At 55.2% G+C, this 22887-nt stretch carries 16 protein-coding genes; 5 read left to right on the top strand and 11 right to left on the bottom strand.

Annotated features, from left to right (window positions below):
• Nucleotides 1–18 precede the first annotated feature (18 nt).
• From ACKC9G_RS08625 to ACKC9G_RS08605, 5 genes are all read right to left on the bottom strand, one after another.
• Entirely contained in the window at nucleotides 19–645 is a 627-nt protein-coding gene (locus ACKC9G_RS08625) for a helix-turn-helix domain-containing protein (protein WP_411404540.1), read from the bottom strand.
• 45 nt (nucleotides 646–690) lie between these two features.
• On the bottom strand, nucleotides 691–2256 hold the full coding sequence (locus ACKC9G_RS08620) for a methyl-accepting chemotaxis protein (protein WP_411404539.1): 1566 nt from the start codon (nucleotides 2254–2256) through the stop codon (nucleotides 691–693).
• 221 nt (nucleotides 2257–2477) lie between these two features.
• On the bottom strand, nucleotides 2478–4064 hold the full coding sequence (locus ACKC9G_RS08615; protein WP_411404538.1) for a peptide chain release factor 3: 1587 nt from the start codon (nucleotides 4062–4064) through the stop codon (nucleotides 2478–2480).
• 120 nt (nucleotides 4065–4184) lie between these two features.
• On the bottom strand, nucleotides 4185–5492 hold the full coding sequence (guaD, locus tag ACKC9G_RS08610) for a guanine deaminase (RefSeq protein ID WP_411404537.1): 1308 nt from the start codon (nucleotides 5490–5492) through the stop codon (nucleotides 4185–4187).
• A 139-nt stretch (nucleotides 5493–5631) separates the two neighbouring features.
• Nucleotides 5632–6822 (bottom strand): N-acetylmuramoyl-L-alanine amidase, encoded by a 1191-nt coding sequence (locus tag ACKC9G_RS08605; protein ID WP_411404536.1) that lies wholly within the window; start codon nucleotides 6820–6822, stop codon nucleotides 5632–5634.
• A gap of 400 nt (nucleotides 6823–7222) precedes the next feature.
• Between ACKC9G_RS08605 and ACKC9G_RS08600 the strand changes: the two genes are divergently transcribed.
• From ACKC9G_RS08600 to ACKC9G_RS08590, 3 genes are all read left to right on the top strand, one after another.
• A complete protein-coding gene (locus tag ACKC9G_RS08600; protein ID WP_411404535.1) occupies nucleotides 7223–8467 on the top strand; it encodes an ATP-binding protein in 1245 nt (414 codons plus the stop codon).
• Nucleotides 8464–8994 (top strand): response regulator transcription factor, encoded by a 531-nt coding sequence (locus ACKC9G_RS08595; protein ID WP_411404534.1) that lies wholly within the window; start codon nucleotides 8464–8466, stop codon nucleotides 8992–8994. The genes ACKC9G_RS08600 and ACKC9G_RS08595 overlap by 4 nt, the downstream gene beginning before the upstream one ends.
• A gap of 148 nt (nucleotides 8995–9142) precedes the next feature.
• Nucleotides 9143–10663 carry a SulP family inorganic anion transporter gene (locus tag ACKC9G_RS08590; RefSeq protein WP_411404533.1) on the top strand — a complete coding sequence of 507 codons (1521 nt, stop codon included), beginning with the start codon at nucleotides 9143–9145 and terminating at the stop codon, nucleotides 10661–10663.
• A 97-nt stretch (nucleotides 10664–10760) separates the two neighbouring features.
• Here ACKC9G_RS08590 and parC read toward each other — a convergent pair whose 3' ends face one another.
• From parC to ACKC9G_RS08575, 3 genes are all read right to left on the bottom strand, one after another.
• Complete coding sequence (parC, locus tag ACKC9G_RS08585; protein WP_411404532.1) at nucleotides 10761–13028, bottom strand: DNA topoisomerase IV subunit A; 2268 nt, start codon at nucleotides 13026–13028, stop codon at nucleotides 10761–10763.
• A 69-nt stretch (nucleotides 13029–13097) separates the two neighbouring features.
• Nucleotides 13098–14177: a putative zinc-binding metallopeptidase gene (locus ACKC9G_RS08580; RefSeq protein WP_411404531.1), complete on the bottom strand. Its 1080-nt coding sequence runs from the start codon at nucleotides 14175–14177 to the stop codon at nucleotides 13098–13100.
• Nucleotides 14178–14181: 4 nt separating this feature from the next.
• Complete coding sequence (locus ACKC9G_RS08575) at nucleotides 14182–16620, bottom strand: putative bifunctional diguanylate cyclase/phosphodiesterase (protein ID WP_411404530.1); 2439 nt, start codon at nucleotides 16618–16620, stop codon at nucleotides 14182–14184.
• A gap of 306 nt (nucleotides 16621–16926) precedes the next feature.
• Here ACKC9G_RS08575 and ACKC9G_RS08570 point away from each other — a divergent pair, with 306 nt between their 5' ends.
• Both ACKC9G_RS08570 and ACKC9G_RS08565 read left to right on the top strand, forming a co-directional pair.
• Complete coding sequence (locus tag ACKC9G_RS08570; RefSeq protein WP_411404529.1) at nucleotides 16927–18906, top strand: ATP-binding protein; 1980 nt, start codon at nucleotides 16927–16929, stop codon at nucleotides 18904–18906.
• A 143-nt stretch (nucleotides 18907–19049) separates the two neighbouring features.
• The gene (locus ACKC9G_RS08565) at nucleotides 19050–19445 is read left to right on the top strand and encodes a response regulator (RefSeq protein WP_411404528.1); all 396 of its coding nucleotides are present in this window, start codon (nucleotides 19050–19052) and stop codon (nucleotides 19443–19445) included.
• A 103-nt stretch (nucleotides 19446–19548) separates the two neighbouring features.
• Here the strand turns inward: ACKC9G_RS08565 and parE are convergent, their stop codons facing one another.
• The 3 genes from parE to ACKC9G_RS08550 are packed head-to-tail and all read right to left on the bottom strand — an operon-like array spanning nucleotide 19549 to nucleotide 22870.
• Entirely contained in the window at nucleotides 19549–21456 is a 1908-nt protein-coding gene (parE, locus tag ACKC9G_RS08560; RefSeq protein ID WP_411404527.1) for a DNA topoisomerase IV subunit B, read from the bottom strand.
• A gap of 59 nt (nucleotides 21457–21515) precedes the next feature.
• Nucleotides 21516–22085, bottom strand: a complete 570-nt coding sequence (locus ACKC9G_RS08555) for a YqiA/YcfP family alpha/beta fold hydrolase (protein WP_411404526.1) — start codon at nucleotides 22083–22085, stop codon at nucleotides 21516–21518.
• Complete coding sequence (locus ACKC9G_RS08550) at nucleotides 22085–22870, bottom strand: metallophosphoesterase (protein ID WP_411404525.1); 786 nt, start codon at nucleotides 22868–22870, stop codon at nucleotides 22085–22087. The genes ACKC9G_RS08555 and ACKC9G_RS08550 overlap by 1 nt, the downstream gene beginning before the upstream one ends.
• Nucleotides 22871–22887 lie beyond the last annotated feature (17 nt).

The following is a 22887-nucleotide window of genomic DNA, read 5'->3' as shown; positions in this document are numbered from 1 at the left end:
TGAACAACGAGACGACCTTCAGGATGAACACACCGACAAAATTACCGCATCATCCTCACTCAGCGAAACCACTGCGTGACCCATGCTGCTATCAAAATACAGACTGTCGCCAGTGGTTAACGCCAGAGGCTCATAGAACTCTGTATAAAGCATGATATCGCCGGACATGACCAGCAAAAATTCTTCGCCATCGTGCCGAACCCATTCACTGAAGTCTTCAAAGGCACGAGCGTGAACGATGGTTTTGAAAGGAATCATGCGCTTATTGGCAAACTCGGTGCACAGCAGCTCGTGCTCATAGGTGGTCGTCGGATGAGACTTCCCTTCGCCAAGGCGTGTCATATCACGACGCCCCATGGGCTTTTCCTTGCGCTTTGGTGTCGCAAAAAGCTGAGGCAGATCAATACCCAAACCCGCGGACAGCTTCTGTACCGCTGTAAAGGTTGGGGAAATCTGCTCATTCTCGATCTTTGAAAGCGTCGAGCGTGCCAATCCAGTACGCTGGCTCACATCCTCCAACGTCCAGTTATTACTCAAGCGAATGTCTTTTAAACGCTGCCCAAGCCGCATGGGCTCAACGAAGGGCTTTCGTCCTGAGGCAATTCGCAACGCCGGATCCTGTTGCCTGGCGCCTACTTCTGTCATGAATCTTTCCTGAAAATTTACGAAGCCGAAAGCTCAGCTCGTCAGCTAGGACAACCGCTCAGCCAGCTGACTTTGCTGACCAGCCTGTTCACGCACCCGCTCGACCGAGTCGGCAGTCAGGTTAGCCTGTTGTTGCATATTTTCTGCGGCGCGGGTAATCACACTCACATTATCGTTAATCGTACCTGCAACGGTACTTTGCTGCTCAGCAGCCGTGGCAATCTGCTCTGTGCGACGGTGAATATCCGTCATTCCATCACTAATACGAGAAAGCGCATCGCCGGCATTTTGCACCTGACTGACACTCGCTTCCGTGCCCTCACGACTGCGGCTGATGGCAGCAACAGCATTCTCGGACTCATTCTGCAATGCGCTGATGATTTCCTGAATCTGCTCTGTGGCTTCCTGGGTACGAATAGCCAGACTTCGCACTTCATCAGCCACTACAGCAAAACCACGCCCCTGCTCACCGGCACGAGCGGCTTCAATCGCCGCATTTAATGCCAGCAGATTCGTCTGATCCGCAATGCCATGAATCGCACTGACGAAACTGCCAATCTCATTGGATTGCGTTGCCAGCCGCGACACCACTTCCGCCGTGTTCTGCACACTTTGGTTCAGATTCTGAATCGTACCAATAGTCTGATCCAGTACCTTGCGACTGTCTCTTGCCTGCTGATCAACCGACACGGTCACATCCGCAGATTCCCTGGCATGGCGGGCCACATCAGCAATGGATTCTGCCATCTGCGCCATCGCCGTTGCCAGCTCGGTCGCCTGATGCTGTTGATGACCAATACCCGTACAAACATCCTTGACCAGTGCCTGTGAATCCAGCGCTTCGCGAGACACCACGCGCGCACTGGATGAGAGGCGCTGAACCACCGCACGGGCCCGACTCTTCAGTGCATAGACAGATGTCGCCATATCGGTAAAAGCATTCACTCTCCCCTGATACATGAAGCTCGCCAGCGGATTGTGGAACACTTTTCGCGCCTGCCCAAGCGAGGCATTCAGAGGTTTTTTGATCAGGTAATAAACACCGGCACTGGAGAGCAGGATCACCAGAATATTCAGCCCCCAGGCAAGCGCATGACTTGGAACAAGCTCACGAATGAGCATCCCCAGGACGCCGGTAATAAAGGTAAAGATGACCGGCCACCACAGAGGCGAAAAGCGCTCAGCAAAAGTCAGCGCTGACTTGCCATCATTAAGACGGCCGTAAAGTAACTCAGCGCGTTTGATCTGGGCAGCACTGGCAGGATGACGAACGGACTCATAACCGACAACCCGGCCCTGATCCATGATCGGAGTGATATACGCATCGACCCAGTAGTGATCGCCGTTTTTAGCACGGTTTTTGACGATTCCCATCCAGCTGTCGCCGCGCTTGAGACTGCTCCAGAGATCCGCATAAACCGCGGGTGGCACATCCGGGTGACGCACCACATTATGATTATGCCCGATGAGTTCGTCGCGACTAAAGCCACTGACCTTAACGAACTCGTCGTTACAGTAGGTCATGGCGCCTTTGAGGTCGGTACCGGAAATCAGTACCTGATCAGCCTGCAGAGGGATGTTTTTCTGTGTTACCGGAAAATTCTTTTTCATGGGTACAGTCTATCCACGGCTCGGTTGGAACATAGCCAGAGGATGAATCTGGCACAGTCCAGGGACGAATAGGCAAACGTACTAAACGGTTAACGCGCTGAGAAGTCTTACTGCTGTATACCCCAGAGGCCAAGGCGTTTACAACCCATGGGCTGAGGAGACATTTGCACCCTCCGGCTGAGGATACAATACCGACGGTTTGCACCGCCGGTGGGATACACTTAGTGCTCGCGGGTCGCGCGGAACACCACATCAGGATAACGCTCCTGAGACAGGCTCAGGTTCACTCGGGTCGGCGCCAGATAGGTCAGCAAACCACCGCCATCAATCGCCAGATTCTCAGAGCACTTACGCTTGAACTCTTCAAACTTCTTATCATCCGGGCAATCCACCCAACGGGCAGTGGAGACGTTCACAGGCTCATAAATACACTCGACCTTGTATTCATCCTTCAGTCGGAATGCGACAACCTCGAACTGCAGCACACCGACCGCACCGAGAATCAGATCATTCTTGTCGATCGGCTGGAATACCTGAGTCGCGCCTTCTTCAGACAGCTGCTGCAGACCTTTCTGCAGCTGCTTCATTTTCAGCGGATCCTTAAGACGCACGCGGCGGAACAGTTCAGGCGCGAAGTGTGGAATACCGGTGTATTTCAGCACTTCACCTTCAGTGAAAGTATCACCAATCTGAATCGTGCCGTGGTTATGCAGACCAATAATATCGCCCGCCCACGCGGTTTCTACCGCTTCACGCTCACCGGCAATAAAGGTGACCGCATCCGCGATACGAACATCTTTATTGATACGGCAATGACGAAGCTTCATGCCCTGCTCATATTTACCGGAGCAGATACGCAGGAAGGCAATACGGTCGCGGTGTTTAGGGTCCATGTTCGCCTGAATTTTAAAGACGAAACCACTGAACTTCTCCTCACCCGGTTCAACCTGACGGCTTTCAGTCGCTCGGGGAATCGGCGCTGGGGCCCATTCGACAAAACCATCCAGCATTTCACGCACACCAAAGTTGCCCAATGCCGTACCAAAGAAAACCGGGGTCAGTTTGCCGGAAAGGTAATCCTCAAGATTAAACTCGTGACTGGCACCACGCACCAGTTCGATTTCATCGGCAAAGTTTTCCCACAGGTCACCCAGGTAATCTTTCGCTTCCTGACTCTCCAGACCCTCGATACGAATATCATCTTGCAGAGTGTGGCCCTGGCCCGGCGTGAAGACATGGATAGTGTCGGTGTAGAGGTTATAAACCCCTTTGAAGAACTGCCCCATGTCGATAGGCCAGTTGATCGGTGCCGCCTGAATTTTCAGAACTTCTTCGATTTCATCCAGCAGGCTGATGGGGTCGCGAATGTCGCGGTCCATCTTGTTGACGAAGGACAGAATCGGCGTGTCACGCAGACGACAAACTTCCATCAGCTTGATGGTACGTTCCTCGACACCCTTGGCGCCGTCGACGATCATCAGCGCCGAGTCAACGGCGGTCAGCGTACGGTAGGTATCTTCCGAGAAGTCTTCGTGCCCCGGTGTATCCAGCAGGTTGACGATGCGCTCTTTGTAGGGGAACTGCATCACGGAGGAGGTGATCGAGATACCACGCTCCTGCTCCATGCTCATCCAGTCCGAAGTTGCGTGCTTGTCGCCCTTGCGTCCTTTAACAGAACCGGCCTGCTGAATAATCTGACCGATCAGCAGCAACTTCTCAGTGATGGTGGTCTTACCGGCGTCAGGGTGCGAAATAATCGCAAAAGTGCGCCGCTTGGCGATATCAGCCGGCATGCGGGAAGTGGACATGAGTCTTTATCTTCTGAACGTTGGGCTTCTGCCAAAACTTCGGCGAAGCAGGTTATGACTTAAACGGGAAATTGGCGCTATTTTGGCCGAAATACCCTGATTAAACAATCAAAGCCTCAGTTAACTGCACACTTCACGCTGATACTGCGACTGGCCATTGGCATAGGTCGCACGAATGGCCCGGTCATCCCCCAGCATCATGTAAACGAAGAGCTGCTCTTCCAGCGAGGCGGCCTTGGCCATACGCTGGCTCATCAGACGCGTACCTCTGGCATCCAACACGACGAAATCCGCTTCATGACCTGCTGCCAGACTGCCGATACGATCCTGCAGATGCAGTGCTCGCGCTCCCCCAAGGGTTGCCAGATAGAAGGCTTCATAAGGATGCAGTTTGTCACCACGCAGCTGCTGAACTTTGTAGCCTTCATTCAATGTTTGCAGTAAAGAGAAGCTGGTGCCGCCACCCACATCGGTCGCAAGGCCGACTTCCACTCCCTCCTCTTTAGCCCCTCGCAGATTGAAGAGCCCACTACCAAGAAAGAGGTTGGAGGTCGGGCAGAAGGCAATGGCCGATCCTGTTTCAGCGAGCCGTCGAAATTCAGCCTGATCAAGGTGGATACCATGAGCAAAAACGGCGCGGGGACGAAGCAGCGCAAAACGGTCGTAAACATCCAGATAGCCTGAAGCTGCCGGGAACAGCTCACTCACCCAACGCACTTCATCCAGGTTTTCAGCCAGATGTGTGTGCAGATACACATCAGGAAATTCTTCCAGAAGCTTTCCCGCCAGCGTCAGCTGTTCATCACTACTGGTGGGTGCAAAACGAGGTGTAACGGCATAACTGAGACGCCCGCGGTTATGCCAGCGCTTGATGAGCTCCCGGCTGTCCTTATCACCCTGCTCAGGAGTGTCGCGCAGAAAATCAGGCGCATGACGATCCATCAGCACTTTGCCCGCAATCATGCGAAGGCCACGCGCTTCTGCTGCCGTAAAGAAAGCATCCACTGACTGAGGATGAACCGTCCCAAACACCAGCGCTGTCGTCGTACCGTTAGCCATCAGCTCATCCAGAAAGGATTCGGCGATCTGCTGGCAGTGCCCGGCATCGGCAAACTTTCCTTCGGCAGGGAAGGTGTAATGCTCCAGCCAGTCAAGCAGCTGCTCGCCGTAAGAAGCAATGACGTCCATCTGTGGATAATGAATATGGGTATCGATAAAACCCGGCATGATCAGCGCATCAGCGAAGGTGATCACCTCAGTTCCGGCGGGGAGCGTAGGAAGAAGGGTTTCCACCTTACCTGACGCAATGATTTTGCCTTCCTCAACCACCAGCAGGCCATCAGGCTCATAAACCATTGCCTGATCCGGGCTGACTTTGGAGGGGTCCTCCAGACAATAAACAAAGGCGCTTCGGTACGCGGTCGCCATGGAGACTTCTCCCATCCCGGGGGTAATAAGGACGCTGAATCAGTACGCGGCCCTTGCGGGGCACGCTTATGACTCTAAACCTTCGGGACTCTAGGAAGCTACTCCGGCAGTGTCAACAAATTCCAACCAAGAGGTTTAATTAGGTAAGAAAGCGGTTAATACCACCACTGATCGCCTTGGCAATCTTATGCTGAAAGCTGTCACTGCTGAGCATACGCTCTTCTTCAAGATTGGTAATAAAGGACGTTTCCACCAGAACAGAGGGAACATCCGGCGATTTGAGTACCGCAAAGGCGGCATGTTCCAGATGGCGGCTGTGCATATGATGCACCTGCTTGATGGAGCCAACGAGAAAATCCCCTAACTCCATGCTCTCTTTTCGCGTATTGGTGTGAACCAGATCCAGCAAGGTGCGGGCCAAAGCATCGTTATCTTTGGAGTATTTGATCCCGGCGATCTCATCCACCGCATTTTCTTTTTCTGCGAGGAAGCGTGCCATGGTACTGCTGGCGCCCCGCTCGGAAAGGGTGAAAACGGAGGCACCGTTGGCTTTTGGATCAGTAAAGCCATCAGCATGCAGCGAGACAAAAAGACGCGCTTTACGGTCACGGGCAAAGTCCCGGCGATCAGGTAGCGGGATAAAGATATCGCGGTCACGGGTAAAGACGATGTCAATGTTACTGCGCCCTTTAAACTGCTCACGAACACGCTCAGCAATTTCCAGGACGACATGTTTCTCTTTCGTCCCACGACTGCCTACAGCGCCGGGGTCAATGCCACCATGACCGGGATCGAGGACAATAATTTCTTTGCGTTGCTTACGTACTTCTTTTTTTGCAACGACAGCACCTGCTCCCTTCGATGGCACCAGATTGACGACCTCCTTGCCGCCGGCGAGGGTTTGGCGGGTAAAGGAGGCTGCGCCCGTAAACTCCAGCACCAGACGAAACTTACCCTGATGACTGGGATTAAAGCGCCAGGTCGAGAGCCATGGCAGGCTCTTCAAACGTTGCAACTCATGGGAGATCGCAGTTGAGGTCATGCTGTCTGCGGGACCATCAATCACCAAGCGATCCGGCCCCTTCAGGCTGAACACCTTAAAGGAACGAGCAGGTCCCACCAGTGTAATCTGCAGCCCTTCACCCTGCTCCCGAACGGTGACAGCCTGAGCCGCAGCTTTCGCTACCGAGCTGACCGTTGCCAGCGCAATACCCGCGGCCAAAAAGTGTCGACGGCTTAACCCCTTGCCTGACGAGACCTCCGCATCTTGCGAGTCCGTTGGCTGAGTTGTGGAAACCGGATTGTTATAAGACGAATCTTGAGAAGACATGGTGCGCTCGTACTGACTGAGAGGCGGCAAAACCGTCCTTTTTGGCCTTGCCCTGCTGTCGCCACTAACGGGGACAGTCCTGCAAATCGTTCTTTTTCATCGTATTTTCAGGCAATTACGTTGCTGCGAAAAACAATGTGTGCAGAAGAATGCTACAAGGTAACAATACAATGGAATGACGCTGTACACGATTCCCCCAAACAACTTGAAACAGCTTTAACATTTGCTTCACAAGCTGCGAAGTTGGCCAGTATTCGACGAAAACATGGTCAAAAAACGATCAAACCCTCCGGCGTATGTAACAAGCCTCACTCTCGTGTTGGCTTAAGTGAAGGCCTGTAGTTCTGTATACTGCTGCCATCATTCGCAGCGCCGTTTGATACCCGGCAGTTAAGGAATCATGGCTTTGACAGTAACTCAGGCGAACCAGCAACACTCCCGCACCCTCTTGCGGGATATGATTCTGATGCGCCTGGGTTTTATGGCGGGACAGGTTGTGGTGCTGCTGGCTGCCGATTTCTATCTGCATCTGACCCTTTCCTGGCCAGGCCTGATCGTCACCTTACTGATGCTGGGAATTCTGGAAGCCTACTCGGTGTACCGCTATCGTCAGGGAGGCGATATTGATCAGCCTGAACTGCTGCTGCAGTTACTCTCGGACCTGGTGCTGACGGCGCTGATCTTCTATCAAAGTGGCGGGCCGAGTAACCCCTTTGTCTCTTATCTGCTGGTGCCTGTCGCGTTTTCAGCACTGCTGCTTCCCTTGCCTTACACCGCGACGCTCACCTGTGTTGCCACCCTGATTTATACCCTGCTGATTATCTTTCCCGCACATCTACCTCCCGATCCCCATGCCCCGGTCAGTCTGATCAATGTGCATATTTGGGGAATGTGGCTGAACTTTCTGGTCATCAGCAGTTTTTTGCTGGTGTTTATCAGTCGATTGGCGCGCACCCTTCATCAGCAACAGCAGGCCCTGCAAGTGGCGCGGGAATATGGCCTTAGAAATGCGCATCTGCTGAATCTGGCCAGTGAAGCGGCAGGGCTGGCCCATGAGCTGGGAACACCTCTGGGTACGATCCAGCTACTGACCGATGAAGTCAGAGAGCGTCATCGGGACACGGCGACACAGGAAGATCTGGACCTGCTGGAGCAGCAGCTGAGAATTTGTAAAGACAACCTGCTGGCAATGGTCAAGCGTAGCGAGCAAGCTCCACCCCAGCCTGAAGCCTTCGGCAATTGGCTAGAAAGTATCGTCAAACGCTGGCACCTGATGCGCCCCGATGCCCGCTGCACGATTCGCGATGTTGTAGCCGAGGAAGACTTTACAGCCAGCGCACCACCCTCGTTGGCGCTGGCCATCCTGAATGTGCTGAACAATGCGGCGGATGCCAGCGATGAAGGCTCGCCCGTTGAACTGAGCTGGTCACGGCAATCTGCACAAGGACAACTTCAGATTCATATCATTAATCAGCCCGGTAACACGACGGATGCTCAGGAGTATCGCCGTGGTGGTTTGGGCATTGGTCTCTTTCTGACTCTGACGACACTTGAGCAGCTGGGCGGCACCGTCACGCTGGAGAACATTGATGAGGGCCGAACCTGCTGTACGCTGTCCTGCAGTTTGGAGGCGCTAAGCCCATGAACTCACGCTGGCTGATCGTTGAAGATGATGACCTGTACGCCTCTCTTATAAAGCGGGGTCTGGAGCGTGAGGGTTATCAGGTCGATGTGGCGCATCAGGAAGAGCAGGCGCTCGCGCTACTGCATCGACAGCACTATGACTTTGCCACACTGGATCTCAATCTGGATGAGCGCTCAGGGCTGAAGCTGTTGCCAGACTTGTTGGCACTACAGCCTGATCTGGCCATTCTGGTGCTCACGGGATACGCCAGCATTGCCACCTGCGTGGAAGCGATCAAGCTTGGGGCACGTAACTATCTGCCAAAACCTGCACGAGTCGCTGATATCATCCGGGCCCTTGATGCCACAGAATCCGGCCTGGAGCAGCCCCTCGAACAGGCGCCATTATCACCCGCTCGGCTAGAGTGGGAACATATCCAGCAGGTGCTACAACAGCATGACGGCAACATCTCTGCCACCGCACGCGCCCTGAACATGCACAGACGCACACTGCAACGAAAGCTGCAAAAGCGTCCTGTGCAGCGCTAGAACCCGCAATTCCCTTGGAACTCAGTAGGTTAAGAACACACCTAGGAGAGTATCAGGGGTATAATTCCGCGCCGCGCAACAGCCCGTCGCTTGAGCTGATTACAGCCTCTGCTCTAGAATCCGATTTCGCTCTCAGGGATGCAACACCATGCTAGCTACGCTAACACGAGGGAGCCAGCGGGCCGGTTTCGACCTTCTGGCGGGAATTGCCCTCGCTATAACGATGGTCCCCGAAGCCATGACCCTCGCCTTCGCCGCAGGCTTTGCGCCCCTGACAGGCCTGTATACCGCCATTATGATGCTGGTGGTTGTCTCCCTTCTGGGTGGACGTCCTGCCATGGCGGCCATGACAACCCCTGCACTGGTCGTCGTTGTCGCTCATCTCGGCGCAAATTACGGCCTGCGTTACGTCTTCACCTGTCTGATGCTCATGGGACTTTTCCAGCTGATTGCCTGGGGCCTCAAACTCGGCAAGTTCATCCGCATGCTGCCGCAGCCGGTGATTCTCGGATCCATTTGCGGTCTGGCGATCGAAATATTCCGCCAGCAGCTCAACCTCTTTCGTAACCCCGATAATCTTTCCCACTGGCTGACAGGCGAGCCGCTCTTCACCCTGATGGGCGTTGTGCTGGCGACCTTACTGATCCTGCGCTACTTGCCTTTTTACCTGCCAAAAGTCCCTGCGGCGCTGTTCGCACTCGTGGTTGTCAGTGGTGTGCTCTATCTGATCGGCATGGATGTCACGACCCTTGGTGATGTGACCGCCTGGACCGGCAGCGTACCGCGCCTCAAGGTGCCGGAACTGCCACTGGATACCGAAAGCCTCAGCATCGTGCTGCCTTATGCCTTACTGCTGGCAATTACCGGCCTGAGTGAAAGCCTCTTTGTGCTGAACATGACCGATGATATGACCAACACCCGCGGGCGCAGTAATCAGGAATGTCTCGCCCAGGGAATCGGTAACCTCATCAGCAGTTGCTTTGGCGGACTACCCGCCAGCGGTCACTTCGGCCAGACCTTGCTTAATCTGCAAAGTGGCGGCCGTTCCCGCTTTTCCACCCTGACGGCTGCCGTATTACTGATTCTGATAGTGATCCGCGGCGAGGCTTGGCTGAGCTATATTCCGCTTGGCGTGGTGCTCGGCATCATGCTGATGGTGGCGTTCACGGCGTTTGAGTCATCCCTGATTCGGCTGATTCGCAAAGTGCCAAGGACTGAACAGCTGGTAGCGCTTCTGGTCATGCTGATGACGCTCTTTTTCGATCTGGCGCTGGCCATGGCTGCAGGGGTGGTGGTGTCCGCACTGGGGTTTGCCTGGGAGCACGCCAAGCATGTTCGCGTACTGACTCATGACGAAGGCGATGCCCGGGTGTATGTATTGCACGGCCCCCTGTTTTTTGGCTCGGCCCGCTCTTTCCAGAGCCTGTTTCACCCCGCCACGGATCCCATGCGCATTGTGCTCGATTTCCGCTATTCACGGGTTTATGACCACTCGGGGCTCGAAGCCATTGAGCATTTGGTCGAGCGCTACGAGCAGGCAGGAAAGCAGCTGCACCTGCGCCACCTGAGCACTAAGTGCAAGACCCTGCTCAACAAGAAGGCGCAGTCGCTGGTGGAAGTAAACCTGATTGAAGACCCTTACTATCAGGTCGCCAGTGACCACAACTAAAAGCAGCAGCCCGCTCTCTGACGCGAAATCTCCATTACGGACAATAAAAAACGCAGCCTGAGCTGCGTTTTTTATTGGAGCGTCTATCTGACTCGGCCTAGCTTTCCCAGGACAAGCCATCAACACGCTGGAAGCCACGAGGCAACAGGCTGCCGCGACGGCCACGCTCACCACGATAGTGATCAAGATCATCCGCTTTAATGCGCATATCGCGCTTGCCGCTACTGACCACCAGACCAGCACTGCGAGGCATCACCACCATGGCCGACATAAACTCCTCACGGTTACGGGCACGTGCTGAGGGAATATTGATCATCTTGTTGCCCTTACCTTTCGCCAGCTCCGGCAACTCTGCCAGCGGAAATACCAGCAAACGGCCTTCATTACTGACCACCACCACTTGCAGCTCGTCATCGGTGGCGGGAATCATCGCAGGTGCCACTAACTGCGCTTTTTCCGGCAGACTCAACACCACCTTACCGGCACGGTTCTTACCCACCAGTTCGGCAATTTTGGTCACGAAACCGTAGCCGGCATCACTGGCAAGCAGCACACGCTGCTGTTCATCGCCCAGGCAGGCATTAACGATCTGCGCCCCGCTTTGCAGGTTAATGCGCCCTGTTAATGGCTCGCCTTGCCCACGGGCAGAAGGCAGTGTATGCGTGGCCAGCGTATAAGCCCGCCCTGCACTGTCGAGCAGTACCGTTGGCTGGTTACTGCGTCCTTTCACCGCCAGCATAAAGCTGTCGCCGGACTTATAACTCAGGCCTTCGGCATCCACATCATGGCCTTTCGCGGAACGAATCCAGCCCTGCTTGGAGAGCACCACCGTGACTGCTTCATTGCTGAGCAGATCGGTTTCGCTGAAGGCTTTGGCTTCCTGACGCTCACAAATGGGAGAGCGGCGCTCGTCACCGAACTTCTCGGCATCCGCGGTCAGCTCATCCTTGATGAGGTTACGCAGTGCCGCCTGGTCACCAAGCAAATGCTCAAGGTGCTTGCGCTCCGCTTCCAACTCATCCTGCTCGCCACGAATCTGCATCTCTTCAAGCTTGGCCAGATGACGCAAGCGCAGGTTGAGAATCGCTTCGGCCTGAATATCAGACAGCGAGAAGCGGGCAATCAGCTCAGCCTTGGGTTCATCTTCCTCACGGATAATGCGGATCACTTCATCAATATTGAGATAGGCAACCAGCAAACCTTCAAGGATATGCAGACGATCAATGACCTTGTCTAGGCGATACTGCAAACGGCGCCGCACCGTGATTTCACGGAAGCTCAGCCATTCCACAAGAATAGTACGCAGGTCTTTGACCTGAGGACGGCCATCCAGACCGATCATATTGAGATTGACGCGATAGCTCTTCTCAAGATCCGTGGTGGCAAACAGGTGGATCATCAGGGCTTCAAGATCCACGCGGTTAGAGCGGGGAATCACTACCAGGCGGGTCGGGTTTTCATGATCCGACTCATCGCGCAGATCCGCGACCATAGGTAGCTTTTTGGCCTGCATTTGCTGAGCGATCTGCTCCAGCACTTTGGCGCCTGATACCTGATGAGGCAGCGCGGTGATGACGATATCACCGTCTTCCACCACGTAATGGGCGCGCAGTTTCACACTACCACGGCCAGTACGGTAGATGTCTTTCAGCTCTTTGCGCGGAGTGACGATTTCCGCTTCGGTCGGATAATCCGGCCCCTGCACATGCTCAAGCAGATGCTCCAACGTCGCTTCGGGCTGATCCAGCAGGCGAATACAGGCCGAGGTTACTTCTCGCGCATTGTGCGGGGGAATGTCTGTCGCCATACCCACGGCAATACCGGTTGTACCGTTAAGCAGGACGCCGGGCAGCCGGTTCGGCAGAACCAGGGGCTCATCCATGGTACCGTCAAAGTTCGGGCCCCAATCCACTGTGCCCTGACCCAGTTCGCCCAGGTACAGGTCTGCAAACGCTGCCAGTCGCGCTTCGGTATAACGCATGGCGGCGAAGGATTTGGGATCATCCGCCGAGCCCCAGTTGCCCTGACCATCCACCAGCGGGTAGCGGTAGGAGAAAGGCTGAGCCATCAGCACCATCGCTTCGTAACAGGCGCTGTCACCGTGGGGGTGATATTTACCCAGCACGTCACCAATGGTTCGGGCCGATTTCTTGTACTTGGCGGAGTTACGCAGCCCAAGCTCGGACATCGCATAAATAATGCGCCGCTGTACCGGCTTCAGACCATCGCCGATATGCGGCAGTGCGCGGTCCAGAATGACGTACATGGAATAGTCCAGATAGGCCTTTTCCGTGTACACCTTGAGGGGCAGACGCTCGAAGCCGCCGTTATCAAAAGAGCGATTATCGGTCGTAGTGTCAGTCATAGAATCCTTCACTGCCGGACTTTCACGAAAGGGGCATTGTATAGCGACTACTGTAAGAATGCACAGTCTTTAGACCAGCTCCTGCCGCGCGCGGGCACGTCGGGTTTCGCGAATCAGGTCGTGAATAAAGCGAAGCTTTTCAAGGACTTTGGGCGCAACCACGAAGGGATAGAGATCAGGTTGTCCCATACTGCGGTTGAGGCTGTTCACCGCAAAGGTCAGAGGTAGCCAGTCCTCAAACAGCTCATCAAATTCCGGGGTGCGGTAAGGATCAAGACGGATATCGGTTTCGCTTTCATCCTCATCGGCGACCTGCGGCTCGACACTCACACCAAAGACATGGGCCGTCTCCAGCGTATCGATCATGTGCAGATAGTGCGCCCAGGTTTCAGCCCAGTCTTCCCAGGGATGAGCACTGGCATAGGCGCTGATCCAGGTATTTTCCCACCCCGCAGGAGTACCGTTTTCATAATGTCGATTCAGGGCCTGGCCATAATCCTCGCGCTCATCGCCAAACAGGGCACGAAAAGCATCACGACGCTCTTCGGTCTGGAGCAATTCATCCCAGTAGAAGTGACCAATTTCATGACGAAGATGGCCAAGCAGTGTGCGATAGGGCTCTGCCATTTGCTGTCGCATTTGCTCACGACTGGCGGAGTCGGCTTCTTCAATATTGAGGGTGATCAGACCGTTCGCATGCCCGGTCATCACCGGCGCTTCAGCATCAGGGGCCAGAAAATCAAACTCCAGCGCATGATCCTCAAGGCTACTCTCCAGCGGTAACCCCAGACGAATCAGACCGTAGACCAGACGGTGCTTCGCCATCTCAATGGCTTTCCAGCGCTCATGATGGGCGGGCACGGAAAGATCAGGGATCGTCCGGTTCAGGGCGCACGCCGGACAGAATTCTTCCGCCTGACTCTCCGGAACCAGCCAGTTACAGACACCTTGCTGGTGGTTTGAGCAGAAACGCCACGCCACCCCCTGAGGCTCATCGACCACATGAAAACTGCCCGCCATCTCGGCAGGAGCCAGCGCCACCAAACGAGAGCGTGAGGGGATAAAGCCCAGCGTCGCACCACACTGCTCACAATGGGTGTTTTCAAAATAAAGCCGCTGACCACAGCACTGGCACTGGAAAATTTTCATATCCCTATATATTCCTGTTGATGTCCAAAGGCTCGGCTATGGATAGCTGTCGGCAGTACTGTACAAAGGTGGAAGGCGCCAGAGGTTTGGCAAAAAGGTAGCCCTGCCCCATGTCACAACCGCAGGCGCGCAGGAAGTCCCGCTGAGCAGGTTCCTCGATGCCTTCGGCAACCACATTCAAACCCATACTGCCGGTCATGGCGATCATGCCGCGAATAATGGTTTCAGCCGTTGAGGATATGCCAATCTCGCGCACAAAGGAGGTATCAATTTTTACCACTTGTACCGGCCAGTCTTTCAACATGGATAAAGAGGAGTAGCCGGTGCCGAAATCATCGAGCGCGAGACCAATGCCCAGCTTGCGAAGGGTCGCAATATTTTCCCGTACCTGTTCACCGGGCTGCATCAGTGCGGTCTCTGTGATTTCCACCTCAATGCGTTGAGGGTCAATACCGTAACGGCAAATCAGCTCATAAAGACGATCCGCCACCGGAATACGCTGTAACTGTGCGGCGGAGAAATTAATCGACAGCCGCGGTAGGACAATATGCTGCTGATCCAGCGCGCATAAGGCCTTGAGCGATTCTTCCATGATCCAGTCGCCCAGCGTCAGGATAAGATCACTGCCCTCGGCCAGAGGCACAAACTCCCCCGGACTGGCTTCTTCCCAGCGCACCAGCACTTCCGCTCCCACCAGCTCGCCTGTCTCGAGACTGAGCTGCGGCTGCAGGGTAATCCACAGACCACGGCCCTCATGCTCCAGCGCCTGACGCAATTTCTGCTCAAGATAATTCTTGCGCTTGAGACGTTCACTCAGACTGACATCAAAGAAGGCATAGCCGCTGCGACTTTCCTTGGCGTTGTACATGGCCAGTTCGGCGGCCTGCACCAGCATGGCAGCATCCATATCCGGTGCGCTGCACACAACGCCAAGGCTGGCGCTGATCGACAGTTGCTGATGGTGCCAGTAGCTCGGCTCGCGGATCACCTGCAGTAGCTGTGAGGCCATTACCGCCAGTTCATTTTCATCCCGACAGGAACGAACGATAAAGGCAAACTCATCACCCCCCAGCCTCGCCAGCAAATCACCTCCGGGCAAAATGGCACGAAAGCGGTTAGCCAGCGTTATAAGTAAAGCATCCCCCGCCGGGTGGCCGAGACTGTCATTCACTTCCTTGAAGCGATCAAGATCCAGATAGATAAGCCCCAGATGGTCACTGGTTTCCAGCGCCTCCTGCAGCAGTTCATGAAACCAGTGCCGGTTCGGCAAATGGGTCAGAGTATCGTGGCGGGCAAGATAGAGCGCACGCTGCTCGGTGCGCTTTTGCTCAGTGATGTTCTCATGGATGGCGACATAGTAACGCGGCTGATGCTGGCTATTGAGCAGCGGAGTAACGGTCTGATTGACGGTGATCAGCTCGCCTTCATGGGTTTTGTTGACCACCTCTCCCTGCCAGACTTCGCCCTTGGCAATGGTCGTCCAGAAGCGCTGATAGAAATGGGTGCTTTGCTTGCCCGAATTAAGAATCGACGGTTCTTTACCCACAGCAAACTCACGGGTGTAGCCCGTCAGTTTCTCAAAGGCCCGGTTCACCCAGATAATCCGTCCGCGCCAGTCAGTAATAAACACGGCATTGGCTGCCGCACTCAACGCCGCCACCAGCAATCGGCGCTGATGCTCACTACGGTGCCCCATTACCAACAACACCAACAGCCCCAGCAACACGACCGTCAGCAACACCAGGGCGTACCCGGGCAGAAGCAGTAATGACGAAGACGGGGCGGCATCCTGAAGACCCATCACTTCCAGCCCCTGTAACGCTTCATCTGTCAGGGTATAGACCAGACTCAGCGGTGCACTCTCACCATTGAACTGGGTTTCTCCCTGTTGAGCTCGCTGATAACGCTTCAACAGTTCTCGCTGCTCATCGCGCTGAGCGTCAGAGTGAGTGGCCATGCCCAGCCAGCTATCACTGGTGTAACCCCTCACATGAAGACCTATCAACAGTGTTGGAGAGGCCGAACCCCGATCATCGCCGGTAACACCTTCAAGCACCTCCTCCACGGAGAACTGAGCCGAACGAATCGCCTCAGGGGAACCAAACTCACACAACGTCAGAACATCTTGCTGCAGAACAATCGCAAAGGGCGCCGAGTGTTGTCGCGCCTGAGTACAACGCTGACTGATCGGCGCACTGGCCACCAGCCATTGGGAGCGCTCATGCCAGCCACTGCTGATCCGTCGCGCCACCACCTCAAGAGGGAGAGTCTGAGCCGCCAATGCAGGCGCAGACTCATCATCTGCAGCGTGCCAGTGGTAAGTGGCTGTTGCCAGCAGTAGGGTCACCAGCACGACCAATAACGAAATAATCAGCAAGCGCGGGCTTTGAAGGCTGTAGAGAGCCTGAATCGGCGAGACCGATTCCTGCGTTGAAGTGCTCATTAAGAAGACTCTGTAATTGGAGGTTATACGTACTATAGTGCATTGTTATTAAAGCCTATCTTTCAGGCAAACCCGTTAAAGGCCAGCGCTGAAGGGTTACGGCGACAAGCGAATTGATCTGGATCAAGTATCGCCGACTTAGCCTCTCAGCCCATGCAACGCAGTATTCAGCAAATACAACGACGCAGTCTGGCACCCTGTCCGACGCCAACACCTCCATGGCAGGTTTGGCACTTAACGCCACAGGCTAACTATACTGAAACCAGTCTCTGTCACTGCAGACCGTTTCCATCACAGGAGCAGCGAATGCCGCTACGCCAGCAGTCCAACTTAGCCAACGAGAAGCCATCGCGCCTGCTGGGAGTCTGGCAGGCTGTGCTGGTGCTATTGCTGGCGTTGGTGCTGGGCGAGGCCTTCCTCCTGCAGGAGCGCTCACGCAGCGAGAGTCAGTACCAGCAGGAGCTGCAAGCCAAGCTGGGGCAGGTTCGCACACTGGTTGATGCCGAGCTGAGTGCGACCCTGCATCTGGCCACCGCACTGGTCTCTTACATTCAGGCGCAGCATGGTGAGCTGGATATCAACGAGCTCAAACCCTGGATGGAAGGACTGCTGAAGCAGGGGCGGCTTATCCGCAACATCGGCCTCGCACCGGGCAACCGCATCAGCTACATCTACCCCATGAAAGGCAACGAGGCGGCACTGGGGCTGTATTACCCGGAACAACCCCAGCAGTGGCCCAGCGTTAAACGCTCCATACAGGAGCATCGCCCGACTCTGGCAGGCCCCCTCAATTTGAAGCAAGGCGGCATCGGCCTGATCTATCGGGTACCCGTATTCCTCAATGATGGCCGCTACTGGGGCCTGGTCAGTACGGTCATCAATGCGGATTTATTCAGTGAGATTCTTAAGCGCCGTGCCGACAGCCTGAAAATCGGTGTGGATCTGGTCAATCTTGAGGACGAAGAGGCGCACTCTCTGCACATCAACCCGGTGGAAAACCCTTCAATCCGGCTGGAAACCAGCATCATTTCCGCCAACACCCACTGGTCTTTAAGCGTCTTTCCGAAGGCACCACAAGACGCCGAATTTATGGCGCTCTCCCATTTGATCGTCGTGGTTACCGCCTCCATGCTGGCGCTGCTGACCTTTGGCCTGATCCGCAGTAATCGTGCCCAGCAGAATATGACCCTCGCCCTGCAGGACAGTCAGGAGCAGTTCGTCAGGGTCTTTGAAACGGCACCTCAGGGAATCGCGGTCATTGAACTGGATGGCAATTGGCGCATCGCCAACCCGGCATTTTGTGCGCTTTTGCAACGCAGCCCTGAAGAACTGAACCACCTTCCATTAACCAGGCTCAGTCATTCCGAAGACCAGCATCAGTTCCTCAAGCTGCTTTCCAGCATCATCTCCGGCGAGCAACGCAACTATGAAATGGAACGGCGCTACCGCCTGCCCAATGAAGAATGGCTCTATGTCTGGGAAAGTGGCGCGCTACTGGAGTCCATGGGCGGCAAAGCCTATCTGCTGGTGCAGGTCCAGGATCTGTCAGAGCTGAAACGCGTTGAGAGCATGAAGCGCGACTTTGTCTCCACCGTCAGTCATGAACTGCGCACACCGCTCACTTCCATCAGCGGTAGCCTTGGCTTAATTCAGGGCGGCGCAGTAGGGCCGATTCCGGAAGCAATGGAGCCGCTGCTGCGTATTGCCCATGAGAACAGCCTGCGCCTTGGGGAACTCATTAATGACCTGCTGGATATGGAAAAACTGCTGGCAGGCAAGATGCAATTCCGCCTTGAAGCGGTCTCGATCCCGGAGGCATTGCGCAAAGCGGTGGAAAGCACCCAGGCTTATGCCACTCAGCATCAGGTCACGCTCAAGGTCACCGATGTGGCCAATGTCGAGGCTGAAGTCGACCGTAGTCGTCTGCAGCAGATTCTCGCCAACTACCTCTCCAATGCCTCAAAGTTTTCCCCCGCAGGCAGTGACGTTCAGGTGCATGCCCGGCTGGAAGGGGAATATGTACGCATCAGCGTGACCGACCAGGGGCCGGGCATCCCTGCCGAGTTTCAGGACAAGGTTTTCTCCAAGTTTTCTCAGGCTGATTCCTCCAGCACCCGCAACAAGGGAGGTACCGGACTGGGCCTGTCGATCTGCCGGGAACTGGCCGAGCGGATGTATGGCTCTGTCGGTTATGACACCGTCATCGGCGAAGGCACCACTTTCTGGGTGTCCCTCCCTGTAGCGCTTGAGCGACGCACTCGGGCCACGCTAAAAACCAGCTCCTGAAACCTTGGCTCAGCGCCTGTCAGGCGGCATATAAAAAGGTGTGCTAGGCTGGATTAACAGCCCACGTCATCAGAAGCAGTAGCCTATGACAATCATCGACGACTAAGCCGGTAGCTCCGTCTGCGAGCTATGGAGGACACGGAATGCATCAGCTCACCAAGATCATGCACATTGAAGATGATCCTTCGATTCAGGCCGTCGCCCGCGTGGCCCTGTGCAATGTCGGTGGTTTTGAAGTCATGACCTGCAGTTCCGGTCAGGAGGCGCTGAGTAAAGTACGGGATTACCAGCCAGACTTTATTCTGCTGGATGTCATGATGCCCGGTATTGATGGCCCGGCCACATTAGAGAAGCTCAAGGCACTGGTTGATCTGAATGAAATTCCGGTGGCCTTTATGACCGCCAAGGTTCAGCCGCAGGAAGTCGAGTCCTATCAGGAACTGGGGGCCGCGGGTGTTATCATCAAGCCCTTCAACCCCATGGAGCTGGCGAACCAGATTCGAAGCCTCTGGTCAGAACATCTGAGCATGACTCACTGAGCCAATAACGGCGAAGTCGCTTGGCAAAAAAAAGTCCCTGCCAACCTCTGACAGGGACTTTTCATAAACAACGAATCACGAACAGCCTAAGTAAGGCATCAGGTTAAACGGCGATATCCGCCAGGTTACCCTTGGACTCAAGCCAGCTCTTACGGTCCGAAGAACGTTTTTTCGCCAAAAGCATATCCATCACTTCAGCGGTCTCATCGCCCTCTTCCAGATACAGCTGCACCAGACGGCGGGTATCCCGTGCCATCGTGGTTTCACGCAGCTGCAGAGGGTTCATTTCACCCAGACCTTTAAAGCGCGTCACTTGCACCTGACCACGCTTTTTCTCAGCCTTGATGCGATCAAGAATGCCATCACGCTCGGCTTCATCGAGAGCATAAAATACCTCTTTACCAAGGTCGACCCGGTAAAGCGGAGGCATGGCGACAAACACATGTCCTGCCTTCACCAGCGCCGGGAAGTGCTTCACAAAGAGGGCGCAGAGTAACGTCGCGATGTGCAGACCATCGGAGTCCGCATCGGCAAGAATACAGACTTTGCCATAGCGCAGGCTGCCAAGATCCTCCACACCGGGATCAACACCGATGGCGACGGCAATATCATGCACTTCCTGAGAGGCAAGAATCTCACCGGAATCAACTTCCCAAGTATTCAGAATTTTCCCGCGCAGTGGCATCACCGCCTGAAACTCACGGTCTCGCGCCTGCTTGGCCGAACCACCCGCTGAGTCCCCTTCCACCAGAAAGAGTTCCGAGGCCAGAGCATCATTACCGGAGCAGTCCGCCAGCTTACCGGGCAACGCAGGCCCCTGAGTCACCTTCTTGCGAACGACCTTCTTAGCCGCCTTCATACGACTCTGAGCATGGCTGATACAGAGTTCCGCCAACTTCTCGGCCTGCTCGATATGTTTGTTCAGCCACAGACTGAACGCATCCTTGACCACACCCGAGACAAAGGGAGCACACTGCCGGGAACTGAGGCGTTCCTTGGTCTGTCCGGCAAACTGCGGATCATGCATTTTTACCGACAGCACATAGGCACACTGATTCCAGATATCTTCCGGCGTCAGCTTCATGCCGCGGGGTAGCAAATTGCGGAATTCACAGAACTCGCGCATCGCCTCCAGCAAGCCAGTACGAAAACCATTCACGTGAGTACCGCCCTGAATAGTCGGGATCAGGTTCACGTAGGATTCGGTCAGCAAGTCACCGCCTTCCGGCAACCAGTGCACCGCCCATTCAACGGCTTCCTGCTCGCCGGCAAACTGGCCCACAAAGGGTTCCTCCGGCAGGGTCACAAACTCGCTGGCGGCCTGAGCAAGATAGTCCGTCAGACCATCCTGATAACACCACTCAAAACGCTCCTCCTGAGTCTCACCTTTGGTTTGGTCAATCAGGACGATCTTAAGCCCGGAGCAAAGCACTGCTTTCGCCCGCAACAGGTGCTTCAAACGGCTAATGCTGTATTTGGCCGAGTCAAAATAGCTGGCATCCGGCAGGAAGCGTACCTTGGTGCCGGTATTACGCACGCCGCAGGTACCGATTTCCTCCAGCTCGCTGAGCTTGTGGCCATCGGCAAAAGTAATGCGATACACCTTACCGCCGCGTTTGATTTCCACTTCCAGATGTTTGGACAGGGCATTCACGACAGAGACACCCACACCGTGCAAACCACCGGAGAACTGGTAGTTGCCCTGAGAGAATTTCCCCCCGGCATGGAGTTTAGTGAGGATCAGTTCAACGCCGCTGACACCATGCTCAGGATGGATATCCACCGGCATGCCGCGGCCATTATCCGTGACACTCAGTGCGCCATCGGCATAGACCGTCACTTCAATCTGATCAGCATGACCGGCCAGCGCCTCGTCCACTGAGTTGTCGATAACCTCCTGCGCCAAATGGTTTGGGCGGTCGGTTTCGGTATACATGCCGGGACGTTTACGAACGGGATCAAGACCGCTGAGAACTTCGATCGCCTGGGCGTTGTAATCCTTATTGCTCATCCACGTAATCTTCTTCTGAAATGGGTACAGAACCCGTGGTAATCAGACAGGCGAGACGCCTATCGCCGGGCGAATTCAAGAATAGCAGGACAATGGTCCGGGAAACCTTCAAAGCGGTGATTGCCACCCTCTTCGACCACCAGAGTGGCTCCAGCGTAATAGGTTTCTGCCTTGCGGTAGTCCAGGGTTTCATCACCCGTTTGCAGCAGCACCATCAGATGCTCGCTGGGCGGTGTCTCAAGCTGAATGGCGCGCAACTCTTCCACATGTTGCGAGTCCAGAATGTAGCTGTCGCGAGTGTAAGGGTTGACCACTTCGATGCCGATACGCGGCCTCATCAGTGCTGGCGCATCAACGGCCGGGTTAATCAGCACCGCTTTCAGCTGATAGCGCTGCGCCAGCCAGGTCGCGTAGTAACCACCAAGAGAACTGCCGACCAGCACAGGCGGTGTAACGGCCGACTCAATCAGCTGACTCACTGTCGCTATGGCTTTGGCGGGACGGTGGTGCAACTCCGGAACCACTGCCGCTGGCAGCTGCCGGGACGCCAGAAAGGCCTGTAATTCGGCCGCTTTTGCCGCCTTGGGACCACTGTTAAAACCGTGAAGATAGATAAAGTGAGGCGTCATCAGCCGTGCATTTCCCTGAATCTATATACAGTGGTTTGAATGCTACCATCCTCATGCAGGTGAAGCCAGCGCGCCGCCGGCAGCCCCTGCAGCGCACGGTGCTCAATGGCAAAACCACCCGCATGGGGTAAAAACTGTCCGGATACAGCCGGTGTCGACCAGTAATTGATGGCCCCGACACGCCAGTGATGCGCCTGGTGCACATGACCACAGACCACACCACGCAACTGCTGACCCTGAGCGAAGTGCGCAAGCAATGACCGGCTGTTTTCCGCCATGACCTCATCCTGCCACTGATTAAACACCGGCAGCACCGGATGATGCATGATCACCAGCTGATGATGCTTCTCAGGCTCCGCGAGCGCTTGAGCCAACCCGGCGAGGGCAGATTCATCCACCGCGCCACGGCCTTTGCCGTCAGGTCGGGCAGTGCTATCAAGCAACAGGAGCTGCCAGTTACCGAGGCAACGCTGGCTTGGCAGGCGCTCGGCCAGGGCATCATGAATCCAGCTGGCTTCATCGTGATTACCAGGTACAGCAACCCAGTCGACACCCAGAGGTTCCAGACTCTCAGCCATGCGCTGGTAGACCTCAACCCCCTCAGGGTGATGCACAAGGTCACCACCCAACACCACCAGATCAGGGTGAGGCACCTGCCGAGTATCAATATGCTTATGAAGAGTATTCAGCACCTGCTGCCAGCGTTGCCATGGGTCAACCCCCAGATGCAACTGTCCCGGCAGGGTCAGGTGAAGATCCGTGAGATGAAGCAGATGCTGAGGCAAGAGAGAAACCGGTTAGC

The organism is Pokkaliibacter sp. CJK22405 (assembly GCF_046614695.1).
GTDB lineage: Bacteria > Pseudomonadota > Gammaproteobacteria > Pseudomonadales > Balneatricaceae > Pokkaliibacter.
The sequence above is the reverse complement of the archived record's forward strand: the minus strand, read 5'-3'. Positions and strand labels throughout refer to the sequence as shown.

What these genes read in the sequence shown, in the direction of transcription:
- ACKC9G_RS08625 (WP_411404540.1), bottom strand. Translation starts at nt 645, where the DNA reads ATGACAGAAGTAGGCGCCAGGCAACAGGATCCGGCGTTGCGAATTGCC.
- ACKC9G_RS08620 (WP_411404539.1), bottom strand. Translation starts at nt 2,256, where the DNA reads ATGAAAAAGAATTTTCCGGTAACACAGAAAAACATCCCTCTGCAGGCT.
- ACKC9G_RS08615 (WP_411404538.1), bottom strand. Translation starts at nt 4,064, where the DNA reads ATGTCCACTTCCCGCATGCCGGCTGATATCGCCAAGCGGCGCACTTTT.
- guaD (WP_411404537.1), bottom strand. Translation starts at nt 5,492, where the DNA reads ATGGCGACCGCGTACCGAAGCGCCTTTGTTTATTGTCTGGAGGACCCC.
- ACKC9G_RS08605 (WP_411404536.1), bottom strand. Translation starts at nt 6,822, where the DNA reads ATGTCTTCTCAAGATTCGTCTTATAACAATCCGGTTTCCACAACTCAG.
- ACKC9G_RS08600 (WP_411404535.1), top strand. Translation starts at nt 7,223, where the DNA reads ATGGCTTTGACAGTAACTCAGGCGAACCAGCAACACTCCCGCACCCTC.
- ACKC9G_RS08595 (WP_411404534.1), top strand. Translation starts at nt 8,464, where the DNA reads ATGAACTCACGCTGGCTGATCGTTGAAGATGATGACCTGTACGCCTCT.
- ACKC9G_RS08590 (WP_411404533.1), top strand. Translation starts at nt 9,143, where the DNA reads ATGCTAGCTACGCTAACACGAGGGAGCCAGCGGGCCGGTTTCGACCTT.
- parC (WP_411404532.1), bottom strand. Translation starts at nt 13,028, where the DNA reads ATGACTGACACTACGACCGATAATCGCTCTTTTGATAACGGCGGCTTC.
- ACKC9G_RS08580 (WP_411404531.1), bottom strand. Translation starts at nt 14,177, where the DNA reads ATGAAAATTTTCCAGTGCCAGTGCTGTGGTCAGCGGCTTTATTTTGAA.
- ACKC9G_RS08575 (WP_411404530.1), bottom strand. Translation starts at nt 16,620, where the DNA reads ATGAGCACTTCAACGCAGGAATCGGTCTCGCCGATTCAGGCTCTCTAC.
- ACKC9G_RS08570 (WP_411404529.1), top strand. Translation starts at nt 16,927, where the DNA reads ATGCCGCTACGCCAGCAGTCCAACTTAGCCAACGAGAAGCCATCGCGC.
- ACKC9G_RS08565 (WP_411404528.1), top strand. Translation starts at nt 19,050, where the DNA reads ATGCATCAGCTCACCAAGATCATGCACATTGAAGATGATCCTTCGATT.
- parE (WP_411404527.1), bottom strand. Translation starts at nt 21,456, where the DNA reads ATGAGCAATAAGGATTACAACGCCCAGGCGATCGAAGTTCTCAGCGGT.
- ACKC9G_RS08555 (WP_411404526.1), bottom strand. Translation starts at nt 22,085, where the DNA reads ATGACGCCTCACTTTATCTATCTTCACGGTTTTAACAGTGGTCCCAAG.